Genomic DNA, 22,442 nt, shown 5'->3' with positions numbered 1-22,442 from the left:
CGGACCCGAGAACCACTACAAGGGCTGCACCCGTATCACCAGCCGAAACGCCGAGCATTGCGCCGCAGATCGAACCTCTAACCGAACGGCATTGGGACTAGTGGCCGGTGCCATGAACGCCACGAAAACATGAGAATCCCCCCTGATTATGGGTAGTGGATAGTGGCACTTCCCACTATCTGATAGTGGAACTATCTATGATGGGTCCGGGGTTGGCAAGCACGGAAGGAAGAACACGCGGTGCGCATCGGTGAGTTGAGTCGCAGGTCCGGGGTTCCGGTACCGACGATCAAGTTCTATGTACGTGAAGGGCTGCTGCCCGCCGGGCAGTTGACCAGCCCGAACCAGGCGAGTTACGACTCCGGCCATGAGCGCAGGCTGCGGCTGATCCGTGCCCTGCTGGATGTCGGTGGGCTCTCGCTCGCGGCCATCGGTGATGTGCTCCGGGCGGTCGAGGACCCGGAGCAGCCGGTGCACAAGGTGTTGGGTGTCACGGCGAAGCGCCTCACCCCGTTGCAGGGGGGCGAGCCGGGGCCCGAGCTGGACGGTGCCCGCGAAGAGGTGGCGGAGCTGGTCGAGCGGCGCGGCTGGCGGGCCGAGACGCACAGTCCGGCCGGCGAGTGTCTGGCCGGCGTGATTGTCGCACTGCGACGGGCCGGGCACGGCGGGTTCGTCGAGCTGCTCGACGACTACGCGGCCGCCGCCGAACCGGTCGCACGGGCCGACCTCGAGTACGTGGGGGGTCGGGTGGCGCGCGAGGACCTGGTGGAGAGCGTGGTCGTCGGCACAGTGCTGGGGGAGGCGATGTTCAGCGCGCTGCGACGGCTCGCGCACGTGGACGCATCCTCGCGCGCGTACGGCGGCGACGGCGAGGGGGGTTCGGGCGGCGACGACGGGGCTGCGGTGCGTGCCGCCGGTGGATGAGCCGGCACCCCGGGAACACGTATGCCCCGGTCGGTGACCGGGGCATACGCGAGTGAGCTAGCCGGTGTTACGCCGCGCTCTCCTGCTCGCGCTGCACCTGTGCGTTCCACTCGCGCTTGACCGAGCGCCAGGCGTCGTCGTTCTGGCCGAGCCGCCAGTAGCCGGAGATGGACAGCTGGGGGAGCGGGATCTGGCGGTCCAGGCGCAGATGGCGGCGGATCTCCTTCACGAAGCCCGCCTCGCCGTGGACGAATGCCTGGACCTCGCCCGCCGGGAACTCCAGCTCCTTCACCGCGGCTGTCAGCGCCTCGCCGACCGGACGTTCCCCGCGGTGCAGCCAGGTCACCTCGACCCCGTCGGGCGTCACGATCTTCTGCTCCTCCGAGGCGTCCGCCACCTCGACGAACGCGTGCACCACCGCGCCCGCCGGTATCTGCTCCAGGGCGGCGGCGACGGCCGGCAGAGCGCTCTCGTCGCCCGCCAGGAGGTGCCAGTCCGCCGAGGCGTCCGGGCTGTAGCCCCCGCCGGGGCCGAGGAAGGTCACCTGGTCCCCCGGGGCTGCCCGCATCGCCCAGGGTCCGGCGAGGCCCTCGTCGCCGTGGACCACGAAGTCGATGGCCAGCTCCCGGGTGACCGGATCCCAGGAGCGCACCGTGTAGGTGCGGGTGGTGGGCCACAGCTCCCGCGGCTGCTCCTCACGGATGCGGGCCATGTCGAACGGGTGCGCGTAGTCCGCGCCCTCGGGGGCGAAACAGAGCTTGACGTAGTGATCGGTGAACCCGGAGAGCCCGAAGCCGGCGAGGCCGTCACCGCCGAGCACCACGCGCACCATGTGAGGAGTGATCCGCTCGGTGCGCAGAACGTGGGCCCCCTGCGCCTCGGGTGCCTGTCGTGCCGGTCGTTCTGCCACAAGGTTCTCCCTGCTCCGAGTGCTTAGGCTTACCTAAGCTAGCACCTCAGTCGCGCAGTGTGGAGAGCAGGCGTTGCAGGGCACCGCCCAGCCCCCACTGCTTCGCCAGGGCTTCGAGGGCGGCGGGGTCGCGCGGCTCGGTGGGCAGCGCGGCGTCGAACTCCGGCAGGGGTACGTCACCGGCGACACGGACCACCTTCGGCGCGACGGCCACGTAGTCCCGGGCCTCGTCGAGGCGCTTGCGCTGCGAGGGTGTCAGCTTGGCGGCCGGATCGTCCACTGCGGCCATGATTGCGGCCAGATCGCCGAAGGCGTCCAGCAGTTTCGCAGCTGTCTTCTCGCCGATGCCGGGGACGCCCGGCAGTCCGTCGCTCGGGTCGCCGCGCAGCAGGGCCAGATCGACGTACCCGGAGCCGTCCACCCCGTACTTCTCCCGCAGCCACGCCTCATCCGTCAGCTGGAGCGAGCCGACCCCCTTCAGCGGGTAGAGCACCCGCACCCTGCGGGCGTCGTCGACCAGCTGATAGAGATCCCGGTCACCGGTGACGATGTCCACGGGGCCGGTGGCCAGACCGGTGAGCGTGCCGATCACATCGTCCGCCTCGTAGTCCGCGACGCCGACCCGGGCGATGCCGAGCGCATCGAGGACGTCCTCGATGATCGGCACCTGCGGGGCCAGAGTGTCGGGGGTCTCCTCCTCGTCGGGCAGCCCCTCGGCGGTCTCCACCGCGACGCGGTGCGCCTTGTACGAAGGGATCAGCTCCACCCGCCAGTGCGGCCGCCAGTCCGCGTCCATGCAGGCGACCAGATCGTCCGGCCGGTGGTCCTGCACCAGGCGCCCGATGAAGTCGAGCAGCCCGCGCACGGCGTTGACCGGTGTCCCGTCCGGGGCGCGCACCGAATCGGGAACCCCGAAGTAGGCGCGGTAGTAGAGGGAAGCGGTGTCGAGGAGCATCAGGCGTCGCGTCACACCCCGATGATGCCGCACCCCACTGACACCCGCCGTCGCGGACACCGGGGCGTGGGGGCGAGCCCCGACGACGGCCGCTCACGCGTGACCTGGCTCACTCTTGTGTTTGGCTCGTTTGAGTCGGGGCAGGCGCGCAGCCGGAGCGGATCACGTAGCAGTTTCAACTAGTGCTCGTGCCATGCGGACCGAATCCGCGCTGCTCCACGGTCTGCCGGAGGGGGTGGCAGACCGTTTTTCGGTTCAACCCGCGAGGTGTATGTGTCAAGGCTGCAAGCTGAGCACTTGTACAAAGTGTTCGGCAGACGACCCGATCAAGCCGTGCAGAAGCTCGAAGGCGGCGCCGACCGCGACGAGCTGCGCGCCGACGGAACGACCGCAGCGGTGATCGACGCCTCGTTCACCGTCGAACCGGGACAGATCTTCGTCGTGATGGGTCTGTCCGGGTCCGGAAAGTCCACGTTGCTGCGCATGCTCAACGGACTTCTGGAGCCCACAGCCGGACGCGTGCTGTTCGACGGCCAGGACCTGACCGCCCTGAGCCCCGCAGAACTGCGCCATGTCCGGTCCTCCAAGATCAGCATGGTGTTCCAGCACTTCGCGCTCTTCCCCCACCGGAGTGTGCTGGAGAACGCCGCCTACGGTCTCGAAGTGCAGGGTGTGCCGCGCGCCGAGCGCGACAAGCGCGCCGCCGACGCGCTGGAACTGACCGGTCTTGCCGGCTGGGAGAAGTCCTGGCCCGACGAGCTGTCCGGCGGTATGCAGCAGCGTGTCGGCCTGGCCCGCGCCCTGGCCACCGACGCCGACCTGCTGCTGATGGACGAGTCCTTCAGCGCGCTCGACCCGCTGATCCGCCGCGACATGCAGGACCAGCTGCTCGAACTGCAGAAGCGCCTGAAGAAGACCATCGTCTTCATCACCCACGACCTCAACGAGGCCATGCGCCTCGGTGACCGTATCGCCGTGATGCGTGACGGGAAGATCGTCCAGCTCGGCACCGCCGAGGACATCCTCGTCACCCCGGCCAATGACTACGTCGCCTCCTTCACCCAGGACGTCGACCGGACCCGGGTGCTGACCGCGGGCGCCATCATGGCCGAGCCGCACACCGTCATGGGTACCAGCACGGACGACGGCAAGGAACTGCGTACCGCCGCCGACGTCCTCAGGGCCGCCCCGGCCACCGTCACCGAGTCCACGCCGATCATCGAGCTCTTCACGCCCTGCTCGCAGAGTGGAGTCGCGGTCGCCGTGACCGATGCCAAGGGCGAGCTCGTCGGTGTCGTACCGCGCGCCCGGCTGCTGGCCGTCCTCGGTGAGCCGATGACCCCCACCGAGGCCCCGCAGGACGTCATGCCTTCAGTGGCCGGCACGAAGAAGGTGGCCAATGTTTAGGCTTCCTCTCGGTGACTGGGTCGACTCCGCGGTCGACTGGCTGCAGACCCACCTGTCCTGGCTGTTCGACGCGATCAGCTCGATCGTCAGTGGCATGTTCGACGGCATAGCCGCCGTGCTCTCCGCCCCGGCACCGCTGCTCTTCGCGGGCATCGTCGCCGTCATCGCCTGGTGGCTGCGTGGTCTGCTCGCGGGTGTGCTCGCCTTCGTCGGCTTCGCCGCTATCGACTCCGTCGAGCTGTGGGACGAAGCGATGGACACCCTCACCCTGGTGCTCGTCGCCACCATCATCGCGCTGGTGCTGGCCGTACCGCTGGGCATCTGGGCGTCCCGCTCCAAGACCGTCAGCGCGGTGACCCGGCCGGTCCTGGACTTCATGCAGACCATGCCCGCCATGGTCTATCTGATCCCCGGCGTCATCTTCTTCGGCGTCGGCGTGGTCCCCGGCATCATCGCCACCATCATCTTCTCGCTGCCCCCGGGTGTCCGGATGACCGAGCTCGGCATCCGCCAGGTCGACGGCGAACTCGTCGAGGCGGCCGAGGCGTTCGGCACCACCCGGCGCAACACCCTGCTGCGGGTGCAGCTGCCGCTCGCCCTGCCCACGATCATGGCGGGCATCAACCAGGTCATCATGCTGGGCCTGTCCATGGTGGTCATCGCCGGCATGGTCGGCGGCGGCGGCCTCGGTGGCGCCGTCTACCGTGCCATCGGCAATGTCGACGTCGGCCTCGGCTTCGAGGCGGGCATCTCCATCGTCATCGTGGCGATGTACCTGGACCGGATGACCGGCGCGCTCGGCCGCGAGGTCTCCCCGCTCGCCCGCCGCGCCCTCGCCAGGGCGCAGTCGATGGCCGGCGGACTGAAGGTCTGGAACCACCGTCCGCAGCCCGTCGTCGCGGTCGTCGGCATCGTCGTCCTCGCACTCGTCGCGGGCGGCATGGGCCTCTTCGGCTCGTCCGACTCAGACAAGGCAACCACCGCGGGCGGCTCGAAAATCGGTGCGGGCAAGAAGATCAGCATGGGCTACATCCCGTGGGACGAGGGCATCGCCTCCACCTTCCTGTGGAAGGAGATGCTGGAGCGGCGCGGCTTCGAGGTCGACGTCAAGCAGTACGAGGCCGGCGCGCTCTACACCGGTATGGCCAACGGCCAGATCGACTTCGAGACCGACTCCTGGCTCCCGGTCACCCACGCCAGCTACTGGGAGAAGTACCAGGACCGCCTGGAGGACATCGGCTCCTGGTACGGCCCCACCTCGCTGGAGCTGGCCGTCCCCTCGTACATGAAGGACGTCCAGTCGCTGGACGATCTCAAGGGCAAGTCCTCGCAGTTCAAGGGCCGGATCGTCGGCATCGAGCCGAGCGCCGGTGAGATGGGCCTGCTCAAGGACAAGATTCTGCCGGGCTACGGCCTGGACAAGGAGTACAAGGTCGTCGACGGCTCCACGCCGTCGATGCTGGCCGAGCTGAAGCGCGCGTACGCCAAGAAGGAACCGATCGTCGTGCCGCTCTGGTCTCCGCACTGGGCGTACAACCAGTTCGACCTGACCAAGCTCAAGGACCCCAAGAACCTCTGGGGCAAGGGCGACGGCATCCACACCCTGGCCCGCAAGGGCTTCTCCGCCGACAACCCCGAGGTCGGCACCTGGCTCAAGAACTTCAAGATGAGCGAGGACCAGCTCACCGGCCTCGAGGCGGAGATCCAGAAGGCCGGTTCCGGCAACGAGCAGGAGGCCGTCCGCACCTGGCTGAAGGCCAACCCGGGCGTCGCCGACAAGTGGACGCCCGTCGCCCAGGCCCATACGTCCAAGGACGCGGGCGGCAAGGACGAGCGCGACCGCGCCGTCGAGATGGCCTGGTTCCCCTGGGAGGAGGACATCGCCGCCACGTATCTGTGGAAGGCGGTCCTGGAGGAGCGCGGCTACAAGATCAACCTCAAGCAGTTCGAGGTCGGTCCGATGTACACCGCGATGTCCCGTGGCCAGATCGATGTCCAGTTCGACGGCTGGCTGCCGTACACCCAGAAGAACTACTGGAACAAGTACGGCTCCCAGCTGACCGACATCGGTTCGTGGTACGGCCCGACATCGATCGAGATCGCGGTGCCGAGTTACGTGAAGGACGTCAAGTCCCTCGCCGACCTCAAGGGCAAGTCCTCGCAGTTCAAGGGCCGGATCGTCGGCATCGAGCCGGGCACTGCCACGATGGAGAACCTCAAGAAGAACGTCCTGCCGACGTACGGCCTGGACAAGGAGTACAAGGTTGTCGACTCCTCGACGCCCGGCATGCTCGCCGAACTGAAGCGCGCGTACGCCAAGAAGGAGCCCATCGCGGTGCTGCTCTGGACGCCGCACTGGGCGTACAACGAGTTCGGCATGACCAAGCTGAAGGATCCCGAGAAGGCATTCGGCAACGGCGACCGGCTGCACACCATCGCCAGCAAGGACTTCCCGAAGCAGTACCCGCAGCTGACGAAGTGGTTCAAGAACTTCAAGCTGAGCGAGGACCAGCTCGCCGGCCTGGAGAACCAGATCCAGAAGCGCGGTACGGGCCATGAGGAAGAGGCCGTGAAGGCCTGGATGGAGACGAACCCGGGCATCGTGGACAAGATGGCTCCGCAGTAGGGCTCTCCGCAGGGCCTGTGCATGGGAAGGGGTGGGCGCGCCGTCGGCGGCCCGCCCCTTCCGGCGGTCCGGAAGACGTTCATCGACCGGCCGACCTTGCGTAACCGTGTGCGTAATGTGCTGGCAACCGGAAGGATGACGAGTCGGGAGGGAGCCGGACATGGATGACAAGGAAGCACTCCGCGTGGGCGCAGCGGTCCGCCGACGGCGCAGATCCCTGGGGCTCACACTGGCCGCGGTCGCGACCCGCAGTGGTCTGTCCGTGCCGTTCCTCAGTCAGATCGAGAACGAGCGGGCCCGGCCCAGCGCCCGGTCCCTGGACCGGGTCGCCGAAGCCCTGGAGACCACCACGGTACGACTGCGCGCTGCCGCGGACTCGGCGCGTGCCGTCGATGTCGTACGGGCGGGCGAGGGCGACGGGGCACGCAGGGTGGTGCGCGGACGCCATCAGCTCAGCGCCCTGGAGTTCACCGGTGAACTCGACCTCGGGCGCGAGTTCCAGCACCGCAACGACGAACTGATGTACGTGGTGCAGGGCGCCGCGGAGGTGGAGGCCGAGGGGCAGGCGTACCGGCTGGAGCAGGGCGACACCCTGTTCCTGTCCGGTGGGGTGCGGCACCGCTGGCGGGCCACGATGCCCGGTACGCGGCTGCTGGTCGTCGCGGTCGCCGAGCACATCGACGCCACCTTCGACCCGCGTCGCTGAGAGGGGTTTTCCGCTGTGCGAGTTGTCTCCCTGGTTCCCTCGCTCACCGAGGCCGTCGCCGTCACCGCCCCCGGCCTGCTGGTCGGAGTCACCGACTGGTGCACCCACCCGGCCGGCCTGAGTGCCGCCCGTATCGGCGGCACCAAGAATCCCGACGTGGCGGCGGTCGTCGCGCTCCGGCCCGATCTGGTCGTCGCCAACGAGGAGGAGAACCGCGAACCCGACCTCGTGGCGATCGGGGCCGCCGGGATCGAGGTGCTTGTCACCGAGATCCGCACGCTCGACCAGGCCTTCGAGGAACTGGACCGGGTCCTGGTCACCGCCTGCGGACAGGTCAGGCCGCGCTGGCTGGACGAGGCCGAGGCCGCCTGGGCCGCGCTCCCGCCACCCCGCGCCCCGCGCCGTGCGGTCGTGCCCGTCTGGCGCAGGCCCTGGATGGTGCTGGGCCGCGACACCTTCGCCGGAGATCTGCTGGCCAGGCTGGGCGTCGAGAACGTCTACGCGGACCACGTCGAGCGCTATCCCCGTATCCCGCTCGACACACTCAACACGGCGGGCGCCGATCTGGTCGTCCTGCCCGACGAGCCGTACCGCTTCACCGCGGACGACGGGCCAGAAGCGTTCCCCGCACTGACCGCCGTACTCGTCGACGGGCGGTTCCTCACGTGGTACGGGCCGTCGCTGGCGCAGGCGCCTGCGGCGCTGCGAGCAGCGCTCCGCTGAGCAGCCCGCGCAGCGTCCGGAGCCCGGCCACCGCTCATGCCGTCACGAGCAGCACGTACAGCGCGACGGCCAGCCAGGTGTATGCCGTGAGACCGGTGTGCCGGGCCAGACCCGCGGCGCCTGTGACGCACGTACCGACCGGGAAGGTGAAGCCCCACCACATCATGCTGAAGGTCATGCCGTTCCGTACGGCCCGCACCACCAGCGCGACGGCCAGCGCCGGCCACATCAGCGCGAACCCCATCACGGGCACCCCGTACAGCACGGCGAACGCTTCGAACCCCGAGGCGTAGGGCGCCCCGATCGCGCCGGGCGCCACGTCGGCGAGCTGATTGACCGCGGTCGTCGACTGACCCAGCGGGCCGAGGACCAGGAACAGCGTGGGCGTCAGCGCGAGCGGCAGCGGGCCCTGGTGGACGAGCCGGGCGAAGATCAGCGGCAGCATCACCAGTGTGGCCAGCAGACTCGGACCGAACATCGCGTAACAGGCCAGCAGCATCGCCTCCTGCCACTGACCGGCGGGCAGCTCCGGCACCAGCAGCGGACCGAGCGCCGCGGAGACCATAGGGGCCACCACCGGCAGCAGCCACACCGGCGACGCCGTGCCGGGCTCCACCCGGTGGCGTACGACCATCAGATACGGAATCGCGACCGCGGCGGCAAGACCGATCACCGTGCCCGCCGTGTACAGCACCACATCCAGCGCCAGGGCCGCCTGATGCCCGATGACGAGCCGCCGACCGCTCACCTCGCAGGAACTGGCCGCGGCCCCGCTGATCCTGCGCGAGCACGGCTCCGGCACCCGCCAGGTCCTGGACGCGGCCCTCGCCGTGTACGGCGGCCTGGCCCAGCCACTGCTCGAACTCTCCTCGACGACCGCGGTGAAGGGAGCGGCGGAGAGCGGGGCGGGACCGTGCGTGCTGAGCGAACTGGCACTGGGGGAGGAGCTGTCCTCGCGGCGGCTGGTGAAGGTCCCCGTGGCGGGGGTACGGCTCCGACGCCAACTGAGGGCGGTCTGGCCCTCGGGGCGCCGTCCCACGGGCCCGGCCCGCGACCTGCTCGCGCTGACGGCGCGCGAGGCGTAGTGCGGTAGCGGGCGGGGGCCGGGGCGTCCGGTTGCCGCCCCGCCCTCGAACACCGGACTGGCGACCCGGACACGGTGTTTCACCACCCACCTGCTGGGGCGCGCCGCCGACCCGGGCAGTGCGAATGCCGTACTTGCCGCGCTCGCCGGCTACTTCGTCGCACACTCGCTGATGCCGGACCCGCCGGGGCTGCCGACCGTGCGGGCGTTCCAGGGTGCGCAGGGGCTACGGCGCCGGGGTGGCTGCGCGGCCGGCTCGGACGGCGCACGCCGTAGCCCGCCGATCCGTCGAGCGGTACACGGTCAGCCCCGCATGGACGCCGCCACCAGTGCACGCATCACCCGCAGGTCGTCCCCCATCTCCGGATGCCACTGCACCCCCAGCGCCCACCGTGCCCCCGGCAGTTCGACCGCCTCGACCGTGCCGTCCGCCGCATGGGCGGATGCGACCAGGTCAGGGGCGAGCATGTCCACGGCCTGGTGGTGGTAGGTCGGTACGGAGGACTCCTCGGGCACGATCGACGCGTACAGGGTTCCCGGAACCGGTGTCACCGGGTGCTCGCCGAGGACGCCGGGCGTGCCGAGCGGGTTGGTGTGCCCGTCCAGGTGCTGGGTGAGGGTGCCGCCGAGCGCCACGTTCAGCAGCTGCATGCCGCGGCAGATGCCGAGCACCGGCGTGCCGGACTGCAGGGCGGCGCCGAGCAGGGCCAGCTCCCACGCGTCGCGTTCGTGAGCCGGTGGCCCCGTCCGGGCATCGCGCTCCGCGCCGTAGCGCACGGGCTCGACATCGTTGCCGCCCGCGATGACGAGCCCGTCCAGCCGGGCCACGGCCGCCGCCGCCCGTTCCGGGTCGTCCGGCGACAGCAGGGCGGCGAGGCCGCCGGAGCGCTGGACCAGCCACGGATAGGCGGACGGGAGCAGGGCAGCGGGCAGTTCCCAGACACCCCAGCGGGCGACGGGCTCCAAGTAGGTGGTGACGCCGATGAGCGGTACGGACATGGCGGGGCCCTCCGGTCGGCCGCCTGCGGGCGGACCCGGTTCAATGGTGCTGAGAAATACCTTTTCGTTTCGGCGGGCTGCCGCGCAAGCGGTCAGGCCAGAAATCCGCGCAGCAGTGCCGCCGTGCCCGCGCAGTGTTCGCGCATCAGGGCGCGTGCCGCCTCGGGGTCCCCGTCGAGCACCGCTCCGACGAACGCGGTGTGCTGATGCTGCGAGTGCTCCAGGTTCCGCACGAGCAGCGGTATGCAGTCCAGCAGGTCGTTCACCGTGGCCCGGACGGCCGCGTACCGCGCTGCCAGCGTGGCGGATCCGGACAGCTCCGCCAGTGTCAGGTGCAGAAGTGTGTCGCGCCTGCGGTAGTCGGGCAGAGGCGCATCGTGTGTCGCAGCCAGAGCCGTACGCAGCCGTTCCGCGCCCTTGTCCGTCAACCCGTGCGTGGCGCACAGCTCGGCCGCCCCGGTCTCCAGCACCTCGCGGAAGCGCAGGACGTCCTCGACGTCGACGGCCGCCACCCGGCGACGCAGCTCGTCCTCGCCGGGGCTGCCGGTGCGCGGGAGCACGAACGTACCGCCGTACCTTCCCCGTCTGCTCTCCACCAGCCCTTGGTCCTGCAGCACCTTCAGGACCTCCCGCAGGGTGACGCGGCTGATCCCGAGCCGCTCGGCGAGCTCGCGCTCCGCGGGCAGCCGCCCGCCGCCCGGAACCAGGCCGAGCCTGACCACCTGCAGGATCTGTTCGAGTGCTTCCTCGAAGCCGTTGCCCGCCCGCACGGGCCGCAGGACAGGCCGCAGCGCCGGCTGCACTCCCTCGATGGGCTCGCTTCCCTCCGCCACGTCCCGGCATCCCTTCCCAACAATGGTTCTCACCCCTACCTTATGACTTCCGGCTGACCGAAGGAGGATCTTCCCGTGGCAGACCGCACACCCTCGCTCGCGGTCGAGGAGTTACGGCTTCTCGTCGAGAGCGGTGAGATCGACACCGTCGTGCTTGCCTTCCCCGACATGCAGGGACGGCTGCAGGGCAAGCGGTTCGCCGCCGCCTTCTTCCTCGAAGAGGTCATGGAGCACGGCACCGAGGGCTGCAACTACCTGCTCGCCGTCGACACCGACATGAACACCGTCGACGGCTTCGCGATGTCCTCCTGGGAGCGCGGATACGGCGACTTCGCCATGCACGCCGACCTCACGACCCTGCGCCGGATCCCCTGGAACGACGGCACCGCCATGGTCATCGCCGACCTCGCGTGGGAGGACGGCTCGCCCGTCGTCGCCGCACCCCGCCAGATCCTCCGCCGCCAGCTGCAGCGCCTCGCCGAGCACGGACTCACCGCCCATGCGGGCACCGAGCTCGAGTTCATCGTCTTCAAGGACACCTACGAACAGGCATGGGACCGCAACTACCGCGATCTGACCCCCGCCAACCAGTACAACGTCGACTACTCGGTCCTCGGCACCGGCCGCATCGAGCCCCTGCTGCGCCGCATCCGCAACGAGATGGCTGCCGCGGGCCTGACCGTCGAGTCCGCCAAGGGCGAGTGCAACCCCGGCCAGCACGAGATCGTCTTCCGGTACGACGAGGCCCTGGTCACCTGCGACCAGCACGCCGTCTACAAGACCGGCGCCAAGGAAATCGCCGCCCAGGAGGGCGTCGCGCTCACCTTCATGGCCAAGTTCAACGAGCGCGAGGGCAACTCCTGCCATATCCACCTCTCGCTCCAGGACGCCGACGGGCGCAACCTCATGGTGGGCGAGGACGGCGGCATGTCCCCGGTGATGCGCCACTTCCTCGCCGGACAGCTCGCCGCCCTGCGGGAGTTCTCCCTCCTCTACGCGCCGAACATCAACTCGTACAAACGCTTCCAGCCCGGCTCGTTCGCACCCACCGCCGTCGCCTGGGGCCACGACAACCGCACCTGCGCGCTCCGCGTCGTCGGCCACGGCCGGGCGATGCGGTTCGAGAACCGGCTGCCCGGCGGCGACGTCAACCCGCACCTCGCCGTAGCCGGACTGATCGCCGCCGGCCTCCATGGCATCGATCAGAAACTCGAACTCCCCGAAGCGTGCGAGGGCAACGCCTACACCGCCGCGTACGACCACGTCCCCACCACGCTCCGTGAAGCCGCCGAACTCTGGGAGCGGAGCGAAGTGGCGAAGGCGGCCTTCGGGGAGGAGGTCGTCGCGCACTACCGCAACACGGCGCGCGTCGAACTCGACGCCTTCGACGCCGCAGTGACCGACTGGGAGCTCCGCCGCTCCTTCGAACGTCTGTGAGGCACGACGTGACCACCGAGATCACCGAGCCCGCCGGGATCACCGAGCACCTGGTGCTCGACCCCGCGACGGAGGAAGTCGTCGCGACCGTCCCGGCCGCCACCGCCGCCGAGGTCGACGCGGCAGTCGTCCGGGCCGCCGCCGCCCAGCGCACCTGGTCCGCCCTCGCCCCCGCCGACCGCGCCCGGCTGCTGCGCCGCTTCGCCGTCGTCGTCGACGAGAACCGCGAGGAACTCGCCCGGCTGGAGGTCCGCGAGGCCGGGCACACCCTCTCCAACGCCCGCTGGGAGGCGGGCAACGTCCGAGATCTGCTCGACTTCGCCGCCGGGGGAGTGGAGCGGCTGAGCGGCCGGCAGATCCCGGTCCCCGGCGGCATCGACCTCACTCTGCTCGAACCCCTCGGTGTCGTCGGCGTGATCGCCCCGTGGAACTTCCCCATGCCGATCGCCGCCTGGGGCACCGCCCCCGCCCTCGCCGCGGGTAACGCCGTCATCCTCAAACCCGCCGAAACCACCCCGCTCACCGCACTGCGGCTCGCCCGTCTGGCCGTGGAAGCGGGCCTTCCCGAGCATCTCTTCCAGGTGCTGCCCGGCGCGGGCGATGTGGCGGGCAACGCCCTCGTCGAGCACCCCGGCGTCGCCAAGATCGTCTTCACCGGCTCGACCCGTGTCGGCAAACAGATCACGGCCAGGTGCGCCGCGCGCGTGAAGCGGCTGACCCTCGAACTCGGCGGCAAAAGCCCCAACATCGTCTTCGCCGACGCCGACATCGAGGCCGCCGCAGCCGCCGCACCCATGGCGTTCCTCGACAACGCGGGCCAGGACTGCTGCGCCCGCACCCGCATCCTGGTCCAGCGATCCGCGTACGACCGCTTCCTGGAACTCCTCGCCCCCGCCATCGAATCGGTCGTCGTGGGTGACCCGTCCGACGAGAACACCCAGATGGGCCCGCTGATCTCCCGGGCGCAACTGGAACGGGTGCGCAGATACGTCCCCGAGGACGCGACCGCCCTCAGCGGCAAAGCACCCGAAGGGCCCGGCTTCTGGTTCCCGCCGACCGTCCTCACCGACGCCCGCCCGGACTCACCCGTCGCCACCGAAGAGGTATTCGGGCCGGTCGCTGTCGTCCTTCCCTTCGAGGACGAGGCCGATGCCGTCCGGCTCGCCAACGCGACGGAGTACGGCCTCGCCGGCTCGATCTGGACCCGCGACGTCGGCCGCGCGCTGCGCGTCTCGCAGTCGGTCCAGGCCGGGAACCTCTCCGTCAACTCCCACTCCAGCGTCCGCTACTGGACCCCGTTCGGCGGCTACAAACAGTCTGGACTCGGCCGGGAACTCGGCCCCGACGCGCTTGCCGCATTCACCGAAACCAAGAACGTCTTCATCAGCACGGAGGCCTGAGCCGGTATGACCACCATCGACAGCGAGAACATCTGCCGCCGCCTGGCCGGCCGCACCGCCGTCATCACCGGAGCCGCCGGCGGTATCGGCCTGGCCACCGCACGCCGCCTGGCGTCGGAGGGTGCCAACGTCGTCTGCGGCGACATCGACGAGAACGCGGGCAAGGCCGCGGCCGAGGAGGTCGGCGGCACGTTCGTACGCGTCGACGTCACCGACCCCGAACAGGTCGAGGCGCTCTTCAAGACCGCGTTCGACACCTACGGTTCCGTCGACATCGCCTTCAACAACGCGGGCATCTCCCCGCCCGACGACGACTCCATCCTCACCACGGGCCTGGAGGCATGGAAGCGCGTCCAGGACGTCAACCTCACCTCCGTCTACCTCTGCTGCAAGGCCGCCCTGCCCTACATGCGGCGCCAGGGCCGCGGCTCGATCATCAACACCGCGTCCTTCGTCGCGATCATGGGAGCGGCCACCAGCCAGATCTCGTACACCGCGTCCAAGGGCGGCGTCCTCGCCATGTCCCGCGAGCTCGGTGTGCAGTTCGCCCGCGAAGGCATCCGGGTCAACGCGCTCTGCCCGGGACCGGTCAACACCCCGCTGCTCCAGGAGCTGTTCGCCAAGGATCCGGAACGCGCGGCCCGCAGGCTCGTGCACATCCCGGTCGGGCGGTTCGCCGAAGCCACGGAGATCGCGGCAGCCGTCGCCTTCCTCGCGAGCGACGACTCCTCGTTCGTCAACGCCACCGACTTCCTCGTCGACGGGGGCATCTCCGGGGCGTACGTCACACCCCTCCAGTAGGGCTTTGTCAGGTCCTGTGGTGTGGTTCTGGTGTCGGTGCGGATTGGCCGCATATCGAGCAGGCGCCGGTCCAGGAGGGCCTGAAGTGCGCGGAGGACCGCGTAGAGGGTCAGGCCGGCGCAGGCGCTTCCGGGTCGAGCCTGAGCGTAGGGGCCACGTGATATTCCGGGGCCGTCGCCATGCCCGGAAGGCAGATCACAACCGTCACACTTCACGCACGACCAGCCACCCGACAGGCCCTCAGACCGGGGTCAGTCGGACCGTCAGGATCTGGAACGGCCGCAGCGACAGTACGAGACCGTGCTCATCGGTGTCCGCCTCGTGCAGCGGCCGTTCCAGCAGGTCGGTGATCCGGGCCTGTACGACGGGGAATCCGACCCGCAGTGTCGTCTCGGCGCGCCCGCCCGCCGACTCGTACAGCCGCACGATCACATCCCCGCTGCGGTCCTCGGCGAGCTTGACCGACTCCACCGTGACCGCAGGATGCCCGGTGCTGATCAGAGACGGAAGGGCCGGCGCAACGGCCGCCCGCAATGGCAGATTGAGCGCCAGCCCCTCCCGTACCGCATCTGTGACCTCACCGCCCGGCGCCAGCGCGTACCTGAACCGGTGCGTACCGAGGTCGGTCTCCGGGTCCGGGCTGTGCGGGGCGCGCAGCAGCGTCAGCCGTACGGTCGTGCCGAGACCCGAACCGTGCGGGGTCCGGGTCACCTCGTGCCCGTACGTCGAGTCGTTGAGCAATGTGACGCCGTACCCCGGCTCGGCGACCCGCAGCCAGCGATGGGCGCAGATCTCGAAACGGGCCGCATCCCAGCTGGTGTTGTCGTGTGTGGGACGGTGGACGTGCCCGAACTGAATTTCGGCCGTGGACCGTTCGGCGTGCACATCGAGCGGGAACGACGCCTTGAGGACCTTCTCCGACTCCCGCCAGTCCACCTCGGTGTCGATGTCGATCCGATGGCTGCCCGCAGTCAGCCGGATCTCCTGCACGATGCGGGACGCCCCGAACGAACGCGTCACACGGGCGGCGGCCCGCAACGGCCCCTCCTCGACCAGTTCGACGGAGTCGGCGTGGGTGAGGTCGGTGCGGGTGCGGCGGTAGTGGCGGTCGATGTCCCAGGCGTCCCAGTGATTGGGATGGTCCGCATGCAGCTGGAGGAGGTTGGCCCGGTGACCGGGAGCGAGGACGTCCCGCCCCGCGCCGAGATCGCGGACTGAGGCGATCAACCCGTCGCCGTCGACCGTCACCCGCAGCAGCCCGTTGTCGAGTACAAAATCTTCGTCCGCCGAACCGGTCGCCGTGACCGCGTGTTCCGGAATCGCCGAACCGTCCAGCAGACCCGCGCCCAGCCCGGGTGTCTCGGTCAGCACCGCCGTACGCCCGTCGCCCAGCGGCTGCACATGCGCGCCGGAGGGCAGCACCGCGCTCGCCTCGGCGTCCAGCTCGACCACCTGACTGCGGTGGTACGGCGATGAGTTGAGCGCCACGAGACCCTCGGCCCGGCCCAGCGCCGCCACCGCTTCCGCCACCAGATCGGCCAGCTCCTCCCGCACCCGTTCGTATGTCTCGCGTGCCTCCCTGTGCACCCAGGCGATCGACGAGCCCGGCAGGATGTCATGGAACTGATGCAGCAGCACCGTCTTCCACAGCCGGTCCAGTGCCTCGTACGGATAACGGTGACCGGGAGTCCGCAGCACCGCCGCGGTGGCCCACAACTCTGCCTCACGGAGCAGGTGTTCGCTGCGTCGGTTGCCCTGCTTGGTCTTGGCCTGAGTGGTGTAAGTGGCCCGGTGCAGCTCCAGATACAGCTCGCCCGACCAGACCGGTGCCCGCGGCCCGTACTCCTCCTCGGCCGCCACGAAGAACGCCGACGGTCTCTCGATCTCGACCCTTGGCGAACCCTCCAGATTCCTGAGCCTGCGCGCCTTCTCCAGCATCTCGCGGGTCGGACCGCCCCCTCCGTCCCCCCAGCCGAACGGGACGAGGGAGCTGGTCGTCAGCCCCTTTTCCGCGAAGTTTCTTTCTGCATGGGCGAGTTCGCTGCCTTGCAGCTGTGCGTTGTAGGTGTCCACGGGCGGAAAGTGAGTGAAGACCCTGGTCCCGTCGATGCCCTCCCACCAGAAGGTGTGATGTGGCATTTTATTGCTCTGGTTCCAGGACAGCTTCTGCGTCAGGAACCATTTCACCCCTGCCAGCCGGGCCAGCTGCGGGAAGGCGGCCGTGTAGCCGAAGGAGTCCGGCAGCCAGATCTCCTCCGTGTCCACCGCCAGCTCCTGCTCGAAGAACCGTTTGCCGTGCACGATCTGCCGGGCCAGCGCCTCACCGCCTGGCATATTGGCATCGGACTCCACCCACATCGACCCCACAGGAGCCCACTGCCCGTCCGCCACGGCCTGCTTGATCCGCTCCCAGATGTGCGGCTGATGCTCCTTCACCCAGGCGTACTGCTGGGCCTGCGAAGCGGCGAAGACCAGCTCCGGATAGTCCTGGGCCAGCGCGGTGGCATTGGCGAAGGTGCGTGAGGCCTTGCGCACCGTCTCGCGCAGCGGCCACAGCCATGCCGAGTCGATGTGCGCATGCCCGGCGGCCGAGATCCGGTGCGCGCTTGCTGACGCCGGCCGGGACAGCGCCTGGGTCAGCTGGTCCCGGCCGGCTCGCGCCGTGCCCGCCACATCGTGCAGATCCAGCGCATCGAGCATGCGCTCCAGCGACCGCAGGATCTCGTGCCGCCGTGAACGGTCGACGGGCAGTTCCCGCATCAGCTCGGAGAGCACCTCGATGTCCAGAACGAGATGCCAGACCTCTTCGTCCAGCACGGCGAGGTCCGCGGAGGCGAACCGGTAAAGGGGCCGGTCACCCGCCGTAAGTACGTCCCCGAGCGGCGTCGGCGCGAAGCCGTGCTCCAGAACCGCCGGGTTGGCCGCCGCCTCCAGGAGCAACGAGACCGGTTCACCACCGGCGGCCGGGGAAGCGACCGTCAGATGCCGATTTCGCGGATGGACGCCCTTGAGCGGGACGCCCGTGATGTCGTACAGCATCCCCTCGACCTGGAATCCGGGCCCCTGACCGGAGAAGCCGGGGTCGACGACCACCTCGACGCGCCGGCCCGCCCAGTCCTCGGGCACCGTCCCCTTCAGCCGGAACCAGCTGGTGGACCACGGCTTGCCCCACTCCGTACCTGTACTGAACGGCTCGTAGGTTTCTTCCAGTGCCTGGGCCGCCGGTACGGGTTCGCCGGGGATGTGCCGGACGGAGAGGGCGAGCGGGGTCCGGACCGGGTACTGGGCGGGGCGGATGAACTGGTGCAGGGCCCGTTCGAGGCGGTCCTCCACCAGAGTGCGGTCGTCGTGCATCACGGCTCCTCGGGGTCGGTGCCTTGGGGTGTCCAAGGCTCCACTTCCCCGGCGGCGGAACCGGCATCCCTGCGAGCGGTGCGAGGGGGTGATGGTTGATCAACTGGCTCTGCGTACGCCCTTGGCGACCTCGAAGCAATGTGACATATTACTGCCGTGCTCATGAGACAGCCCCTGGATGTCGTCATCGTCGGGGCCGGAGTGGTTGGTGCCGCCTGCGCCTACTACGCCTCCCGGTCCGGACTGTCCGTAGCCGTCGTCGACCGCGGGCCGGTCGCCGGAGGCACTACCGGAGCCGGGGAGGGCAACCTCCTGGTCTCCGACAAAGCGTCAGGACCCGAACTGGAACTGGCCCTGCTCTCCGCCTCCTTGTGGCGCCGACTGTCGGAAGAGCTGCCCGCGGACATCGAGTACGAGCTGAAGGGCGGCCTGGTCGTGGCGGCGTCCGAGGACTCCCTCGCCACCCTGTCCGCGACGGCCGCCGGCCAGAGGGGAGCCGGAGTCGAGGCGCACCACGTCACATCCGACCGGCTCCGCGATGTCGAGCCTCACCTCGCACCGCACCTCGCCGGAGGATGCCACTACCCGCAGGATGCCCAGGTTCAACCAGCCTTGGCTGCAGCTGAGTTGTTGCGAGCAGCCGGTCGCGCAGGGGCACGCCTGTGCCTGGGGGAGGAGGTCGTCGGGATACTCAGGGACCGGGTGGGCGCCGTACGCGGGGTGCGCACCGCACGGAGCGAACTGAGTGCCCCGGTGGTTGTCAACGCGGCGGGCACCTGGGGCGGTGACCTGGCCGCACTGGCCGGAGTGGACCTGCCGGTCCTGCCGCGCAGGGGATTCGTGCTCGTCACCGAGCCGTTGCCGCGGCTGATCCGGCACAAGGTCTATGCGGCGGAGTACGTTGCCGATGTGTCGAGCGGGTCCGCGGCGCTGCAGACCTCGCCCGTGGTGGAGGGAACCCCCTCGGGGCCGGTGCTGATCGGAGCCAGCCGCGAACGGGTCGGCTTCGACCGGACGTTGTCGGTTCCGGTGGTCGCCCAGCTGGCTGCCCAGGCCGCTGCGCTGTTCCCTGTACTGGCGGATGTGCGGGTGATGCGCGCCTACCACGGGTTCCGTCCCTACCTGCCCGATCATCTGCCGGCGATCGGCCCGGACCCCCGGGTGCCAGGCCTCTTCCACGCCTGCGGCCATGAAGGAGCCGGGATCGGGCTGGCCCCCGCGACCGGACTGCTGATCGCCGACGCGATCGCCGCGCGGCAGCCGGTACTCGATCTCGGACCGTTCGCCCCGGACCGGTTCGACACCACGTGCCATGTCACATGACTGCGAAGGGGGCTCTCAAGTGCCCCAGGGGAGGACCCTGTGAGACGTACACGCGCACGTACCCCGGCCGAGCTCGTCGCGGCGCAGCCCGAACCGGAATTCCAGCTGACCTTCGACGGGCGCCCGGTTCGTGGACTGCCGGGCCAGAGCATCGCCGCCGCACTCTGGTCGGCGGGCATCCTGACCTGGCGCACCACCAGGGTCCACGGCCGGCCGCGGGGAGCCTTCTGCGGCATCGGTGCCTGCTACGACTGCCTGGCCACGGTCAACGGCCGGCCGAACCAGCGTGCGTGCCTGCTTCCCGCCCGCCCCGGCGACGCCGTCACCACACAGGAGGGCGACGGGCATGCCGCACTCGACAGATGAACGCCGGCCACGGGACGTGGACTGCGCCGGACTCGCCGTGGTGGGCGCGGGACCGGCCGGCTTGGCCGCCGCCGTCACCGCGGCCGATCACGGGCTCGACGTGGTTCTGGTGGACTCGGCCGTCACGCCCGGTGGGCAGTACTACCGAAGCCCGGCCGACGGGCTCGGCGCGACCCGGCCCGGCGCCCTCCACCACGGCTGGCCCGTCTTCGCCGGACTCTCCGCACGACTTGCCGCGCACCGCGACTCCGGCGCGATCCGACATCTCTCCAACCATCAGGTGTGGACGGTGGAACGAGCTGGTGGCGGCGACTGGATCCTGCACGGCGTCACCGGAGCCGAAGGGGATCAGCGTTCCGCTGTCCGGGCCCGCCGACTGCTGCTGGCAACGGGTGCTTATGAACGTCAACTTCCCTTCCCCGGCTGGACACTTCCGGGCGTGGTGAGCGCGGCCGGCGCCCAGGCCATGCTCAAGTCCGGCCTGGTGCTGCCCGGCCGTCGGGTCGTGGTCGCGGGGAGCGGTCCGCTTCTGCAGGCCGTCGCCCTCTCGCTGACGCGCGCCGGTGCGAGCGTTCCCGCACTCATCGAAGCGTCCGGTTACGGGGCGTACGCGCGTGCTCCCCGGGTGCTGGCCACCAACCCCGGCAAGATGGCGGAAGGCATCCGCTACGGAGTGGCACTGACCGGCGCCGGAGTTCGAATGCTGACTCACCGGGCGGTGACCGACGTGCACGGCGACGACCGGGTCGAGGCGGTGACCGTCAGCCGGGTGGACCGCCGGTGGCGTCCTGTGCCGGGGACCGGCCGCAAGATCGCTTGCGATGCGCTCGCCGTCGGACACGGGCTCGTTCCTCAGCTTGAACTCGCCGCGGCGGCGGGCTGCGGTACGCGCGCGTGCGCGGACGGCACGCATGCGGTCACCGTCGACGAGCAGCTCAGGACCACCGTGCCGGGGGTCTGGGCAGCGGGAGAGACTGGCGGCATCGGCGGAGTCGAACTCGCCCTTTGTGAAGGAGAGTTGGCGGCACTATCGGTCATTCGCGAGATGCGGGGCAGGGTGCCGCAGGCAGCGGCGCGCAGAGCAGCCGCCCTGCGTCGTTCCCGACGCCGTCTGCGGGCCTTTTCCGCGTTGATGGGTGCCGTGCACCGGCCGGGCGCGGGATGGAGCGAGTGGCTGACCGACGACACGGAGGTCTGCCGTTGCGAAGAGGTCACCGCGGGCCGGATCCGTAACGCCTGCGAGGAGCTGGGAGCCGATGACACCAGGACCGTCAAACTGCTCACCCGAGCCGGGATGGGGTGGTGCCAGGGCCGGACGTGCGGATTCGCCGTCCGTGAACTGGCCGGCGCACACGGCACCGGACCCGGCGCCGGTGCCGCCCCGCAGGGGCCCGACCGGCGCCCGCTGGCCTGCCCCGTGAAGCTGTCCATGCTCGCCGACCTGGCCGACCCCGGGTAAGGGCCGTCCCGTAGTCCCGCAGCCACCACCCGAAAACAACCGGACCTCCCGGCACGCCTCGACCACTCTCCGAAGCACCTCGACCATTTCCCGGCATAACCAGTCCGCGCCCCGGCACCGCGCGCGGCCACCTGTTGCCCACGTGTCCACCACGCAATGACATGTCACACCTCACTCAAGGAGCAACAATGCAGACGAACGCCCACCCGCGCACCCGACCCTGGCGCGGTGTCATGGTCGCGACCACGCTCACCCTGCGGGATGACGGCACGATCGACTACGACGCCTATGCCACACACGTCCAACAGCTCATCGCCGCGGGTTGCGACGGTGTGGTGCCCAACGGGTCACTGGGGGAGTACCAGACCCTGACCGACGGCGAACGCGAGCAGATGGTCCGGGTCGCCGTCGAGGCGGCGGGCGACGGCAGCCGCGTCATGCCGGGCGTCGCCGCCTACGGCAGCGCGGAGTCACGGCGCTGGGCGGAACAGGCCGCAGAGGCGGGCGCCGGTTCCGTGCTGCTCCTTCCGCCCAACGGATACCGCTGCGAGGACGCGGCGGTCCGCGCCCACTACGCCGAAGTGGCCCAAGTCGGGGTTCCGGTCGTCGCGTACAACAACCCGTACGACACCAAGGTGGATCTGACACCGAGCCTGCTTGCCGCACTCCACCAGGAGGGCAGCATCGTGGCGGTCAAGGAGTTCAGCGGCGACGTCCGAAGGGCTTACGAGATCGCTGAGCAGGCGCCCGGCCTCGACCTGCTCGTGGGCGCCGACGACGTACTGCTGGAACTGGCACTCGCCGGAGCCGTCGGTTGGATCGCGGGCTCCCCGAACATGCTGCCGTCCTGCTGTGTCGAGCTCTACCGAGCCGCTGTGACGGGTGACATGGCAACCGCCCTGCCGCTGTACAGGGAGCTGCATCCCCTGCTGCGGTGGGACTCGAAGCCGGAGTTCGTCCAGGCCATCAAGGCATCCATGGACGTTGCGGGACGCCACGGCGGCCGTACCCGTCCGCCGCGCCTGCCCCTGTCCGACGACGACGCGGCCGCCGTGCGTGCCGCGACGGAGAAGCTGCTCGCCGAGGGCCGCGGATGAGAGCCTGTCGGGCGACCTCAGATCAGAGGTCGCCCGAC

The 22,442-nt window shown here is 69.8% G+C and carries 17 protein-coding genes and 2 pseudogenes; 13 read left to right on the top strand and 6 right to left on the bottom strand.

All coding sequences use genetic code 11. From position 1 onward, the window contains the following. Positions 1 to 240: 240 nt before the first annotated feature. Positions 241 to 924: a MerR family transcriptional regulator gene (locus tag ABTZ94_RS25020; RefSeq protein WP_351203600.1), complete on the top strand. Its 684-nt coding sequence runs from the start codon at positions 241 to 243 to the stop codon at positions 922 to 924. A 67-nt stretch (positions 925 to 991) separates the two neighbouring features. On the opposite strand, the gene ABTZ94_RS25015 is transcribed toward ABTZ94_RS25020, so the two are convergent. Together ABTZ94_RS25015 and ABTZ94_RS25010 are read right to left on the bottom strand one after the other, a co-directional pair. Beyond that, positions 992 to 1,834: a siderophore-interacting protein gene (locus tag ABTZ94_RS25015; protein WP_351203598.1), complete on the bottom strand. Its 843-nt coding sequence runs from the start codon at positions 1,832 to 1,834 to the stop codon at positions 992 to 994. 46 nt (positions 1,835 to 1,880) lie between these two features. After that, positions 1,881 to 2,789 carry a 5'-3' exonuclease gene (locus ABTZ94_RS25010; RefSeq protein WP_351203602.1) on the bottom strand — a complete coding sequence of 303 codons (909 nt, stop codon included), beginning with the start codon at positions 2,787 to 2,789 and terminating at the stop codon, positions 1,881 to 1,883. A 333-nt stretch (positions 2,790 to 3,122) separates the two neighbouring features. Here ABTZ94_RS25010 and ABTZ94_RS25005 point away from each other — a divergent pair, with 333 nt between their 5' ends. The 4 genes from ABTZ94_RS25005 (at position 3,123) to ABTZ94_RS24990 (ending at position 8,251) form a co-directional block, all read left to right on the top strand. Next, the gene (locus ABTZ94_RS25005; RefSeq protein ID WP_351203596.1) at positions 3,123 to 4,196 is read left to right on the top strand and encodes a quaternary amine ABC transporter ATP-binding protein; all 1,074 of its coding nucleotides are present in this window, start codon (positions 3,123 to 3,125) and stop codon (positions 4,194 to 4,196) included. Next, positions 4,189 to 6,822 carry an ABC transporter permease/substrate binding protein gene (locus ABTZ94_RS25000; protein ID WP_351203594.1) on the top strand — a complete coding sequence of 878 codons (2,634 nt, stop codon included), beginning with the start codon at positions 4,189 to 4,191 and terminating at the stop codon, positions 6,820 to 6,822. The genes ABTZ94_RS25005 and ABTZ94_RS25000 overlap by 8 nt, the downstream gene beginning before the upstream one ends. Before the next feature lie 160 nt (positions 6,823 to 6,982). After that, entirely contained in the window at positions 6,983 to 7,528 is a 546-nt protein-coding gene (locus tag ABTZ94_RS24995; protein WP_351203592.1) for a helix-turn-helix domain-containing protein, read from the top strand. 15 nt (positions 7,529 to 7,543) lie between these two features. Next, positions 7,544 to 8,251 (top strand): helical backbone metal receptor, encoded by a 708-nt coding sequence (locus ABTZ94_RS24990; protein ID WP_351203590.1) that lies wholly within the window; start codon positions 7,544 to 7,546, stop codon positions 8,249 to 8,251. Here the strand turns inward: ABTZ94_RS24990 and ABTZ94_RS24985 are convergent. Then, positions 8,190 to 8,981: pseudogene (locus tag ABTZ94_RS24985) on the bottom strand (SLAC1 family transporter); the annotation flags it as partial. The gene ABTZ94_RS24990 and the pseudogene ABTZ94_RS24985 sit on opposite strands and share 62 nt — an antisense overlap. A gap of 4 nt (positions 8,982 to 8,985) precedes the next feature. Between ABTZ94_RS24985 and ABTZ94_RS24980 the strand changes: the two are divergent. Further along, positions 8,986 to 9,336: pseudogene (locus ABTZ94_RS24980) on the top strand (LysR substrate-binding domain-containing protein); the annotation flags it as partial. A 302-nt stretch (positions 9,337 to 9,638) separates the two neighbouring features. Here the strand turns inward: ABTZ94_RS24980 and ABTZ94_RS24970 are convergent. Together ABTZ94_RS24970 and ABTZ94_RS24965 are read right to left on the bottom strand one after the other, a co-directional pair. Then, positions 9,639 to 10,334, bottom strand: a complete 696-nt coding sequence (locus tag ABTZ94_RS24970) for a gamma-glutamyl-gamma-aminobutyrate hydrolase family protein (RefSeq protein ID WP_351203588.1) — start codon at positions 10,332 to 10,334, stop codon at positions 9,639 to 9,641. Between the two features lie 92 nt (positions 10,335 to 10,426). Then, positions 10,427 to 11,167, bottom strand: a complete 741-nt coding sequence (locus ABTZ94_RS24965; RefSeq protein ID WP_351203586.1) for a FadR/GntR family transcriptional regulator — start codon at positions 11,165 to 11,167, stop codon at positions 10,427 to 10,429. Positions 11,168 to 11,242: 75 nt separating this feature from the next. Between ABTZ94_RS24965 and ABTZ94_RS24960 the strand changes: the two genes are divergently transcribed. From ABTZ94_RS24960 to ABTZ94_RS24950, 3 genes are read left to right on the top strand one after another with little or no spacing between them, the layout of a single operon-like run. Then, a complete protein-coding gene (locus ABTZ94_RS24960) occupies positions 11,243 to 12,604 on the top strand; it encodes a glutamine synthetase family protein (protein WP_351203584.1) in 1,362 nt (453 codons plus the stop codon). Between the two features lie 8 nt (positions 12,605 to 12,612). Continuing rightward, positions 12,613 to 14,004 (top strand): aldehyde dehydrogenase family protein, encoded by a 1,392-nt coding sequence (locus ABTZ94_RS24955; RefSeq protein ID WP_351203582.1) that lies wholly within the window; start codon positions 12,613 to 12,615, stop codon positions 14,002 to 14,004. 6 nt (positions 14,005 to 14,010) lie between these two features. Next, positions 14,011 to 14,805 (top strand): 3-oxoacyl-ACP reductase, encoded by a 795-nt coding sequence (locus ABTZ94_RS24950; protein WP_351203580.1) that lies wholly within the window; start codon positions 14,011 to 14,013, stop codon positions 14,803 to 14,805. 240 nt (positions 14,806 to 15,045) lie between these two features. Here ABTZ94_RS24950 and ABTZ94_RS24945 read toward each other — a convergent pair whose 3' ends face one another. Then, a complete protein-coding gene (locus ABTZ94_RS24945) occupies positions 15,046 to 18,159 on the bottom strand; it encodes an alpha-mannosidase (protein ID WP_351203578.1) in 3,114 nt (1,037 codons plus the stop codon). Between the two features lie 156 nt (positions 18,160 to 18,315). Between ABTZ94_RS24945 and ABTZ94_RS24940 the strand changes: the two genes are divergently transcribed. The 4 genes from ABTZ94_RS24940 (at position 18,316) to ABTZ94_RS24925 (ending at position 22,404) form a co-directional block, all read left to right on the top strand. After that, entirely contained in the window at positions 18,316 to 19,482 is a 1,167-nt protein-coding gene (locus ABTZ94_RS24940; RefSeq protein ID WP_351203576.1) for an NAD(P)/FAD-dependent oxidoreductase, read from the top strand. Between the two features lie 39 nt (positions 19,483 to 19,521). Further along, positions 19,522 to 19,848 (top strand): (2Fe-2S)-binding protein, encoded by a 327-nt coding sequence (locus tag ABTZ94_RS24935; RefSeq protein ID WP_351203574.1) that lies wholly within the window; start codon positions 19,522 to 19,524, stop codon positions 19,846 to 19,848. Continuing rightward, the gene (locus tag ABTZ94_RS24930) at positions 19,829 to 21,307 is read left to right on the top strand and encodes an FAD-dependent oxidoreductase (protein ID WP_351203572.1); all 1,479 of its coding nucleotides are present in this window, start codon (positions 19,829 to 19,831) and stop codon (positions 21,305 to 21,307) included. The genes ABTZ94_RS24935 and ABTZ94_RS24930 overlap by 20 nt, the downstream gene beginning before the upstream one ends. Before the next feature lie 188 nt (positions 21,308 to 21,495). Beyond that, positions 21,496 to 22,404, top strand: a complete 909-nt coding sequence (locus tag ABTZ94_RS24925) for a dihydrodipicolinate synthase family protein (protein ID WP_351203570.1) — start codon at positions 21,496 to 21,498, stop codon at positions 22,402 to 22,404. Positions 22,405 to 22,442: the final 38 nt, after the last annotated feature.

This window comes from Streptomyces sp. NPDC002785 (genome assembly GCF_040295565.1).
Classification (GTDB): Bacteria; Actinomycetota; Actinomycetes; order Streptomycetales; family Streptomycetaceae; genus Streptomyces.
The sequence above is the reverse complement of the archived record's forward strand: the minus strand, read 5'-3'. Positions and strand labels throughout refer to the sequence as shown.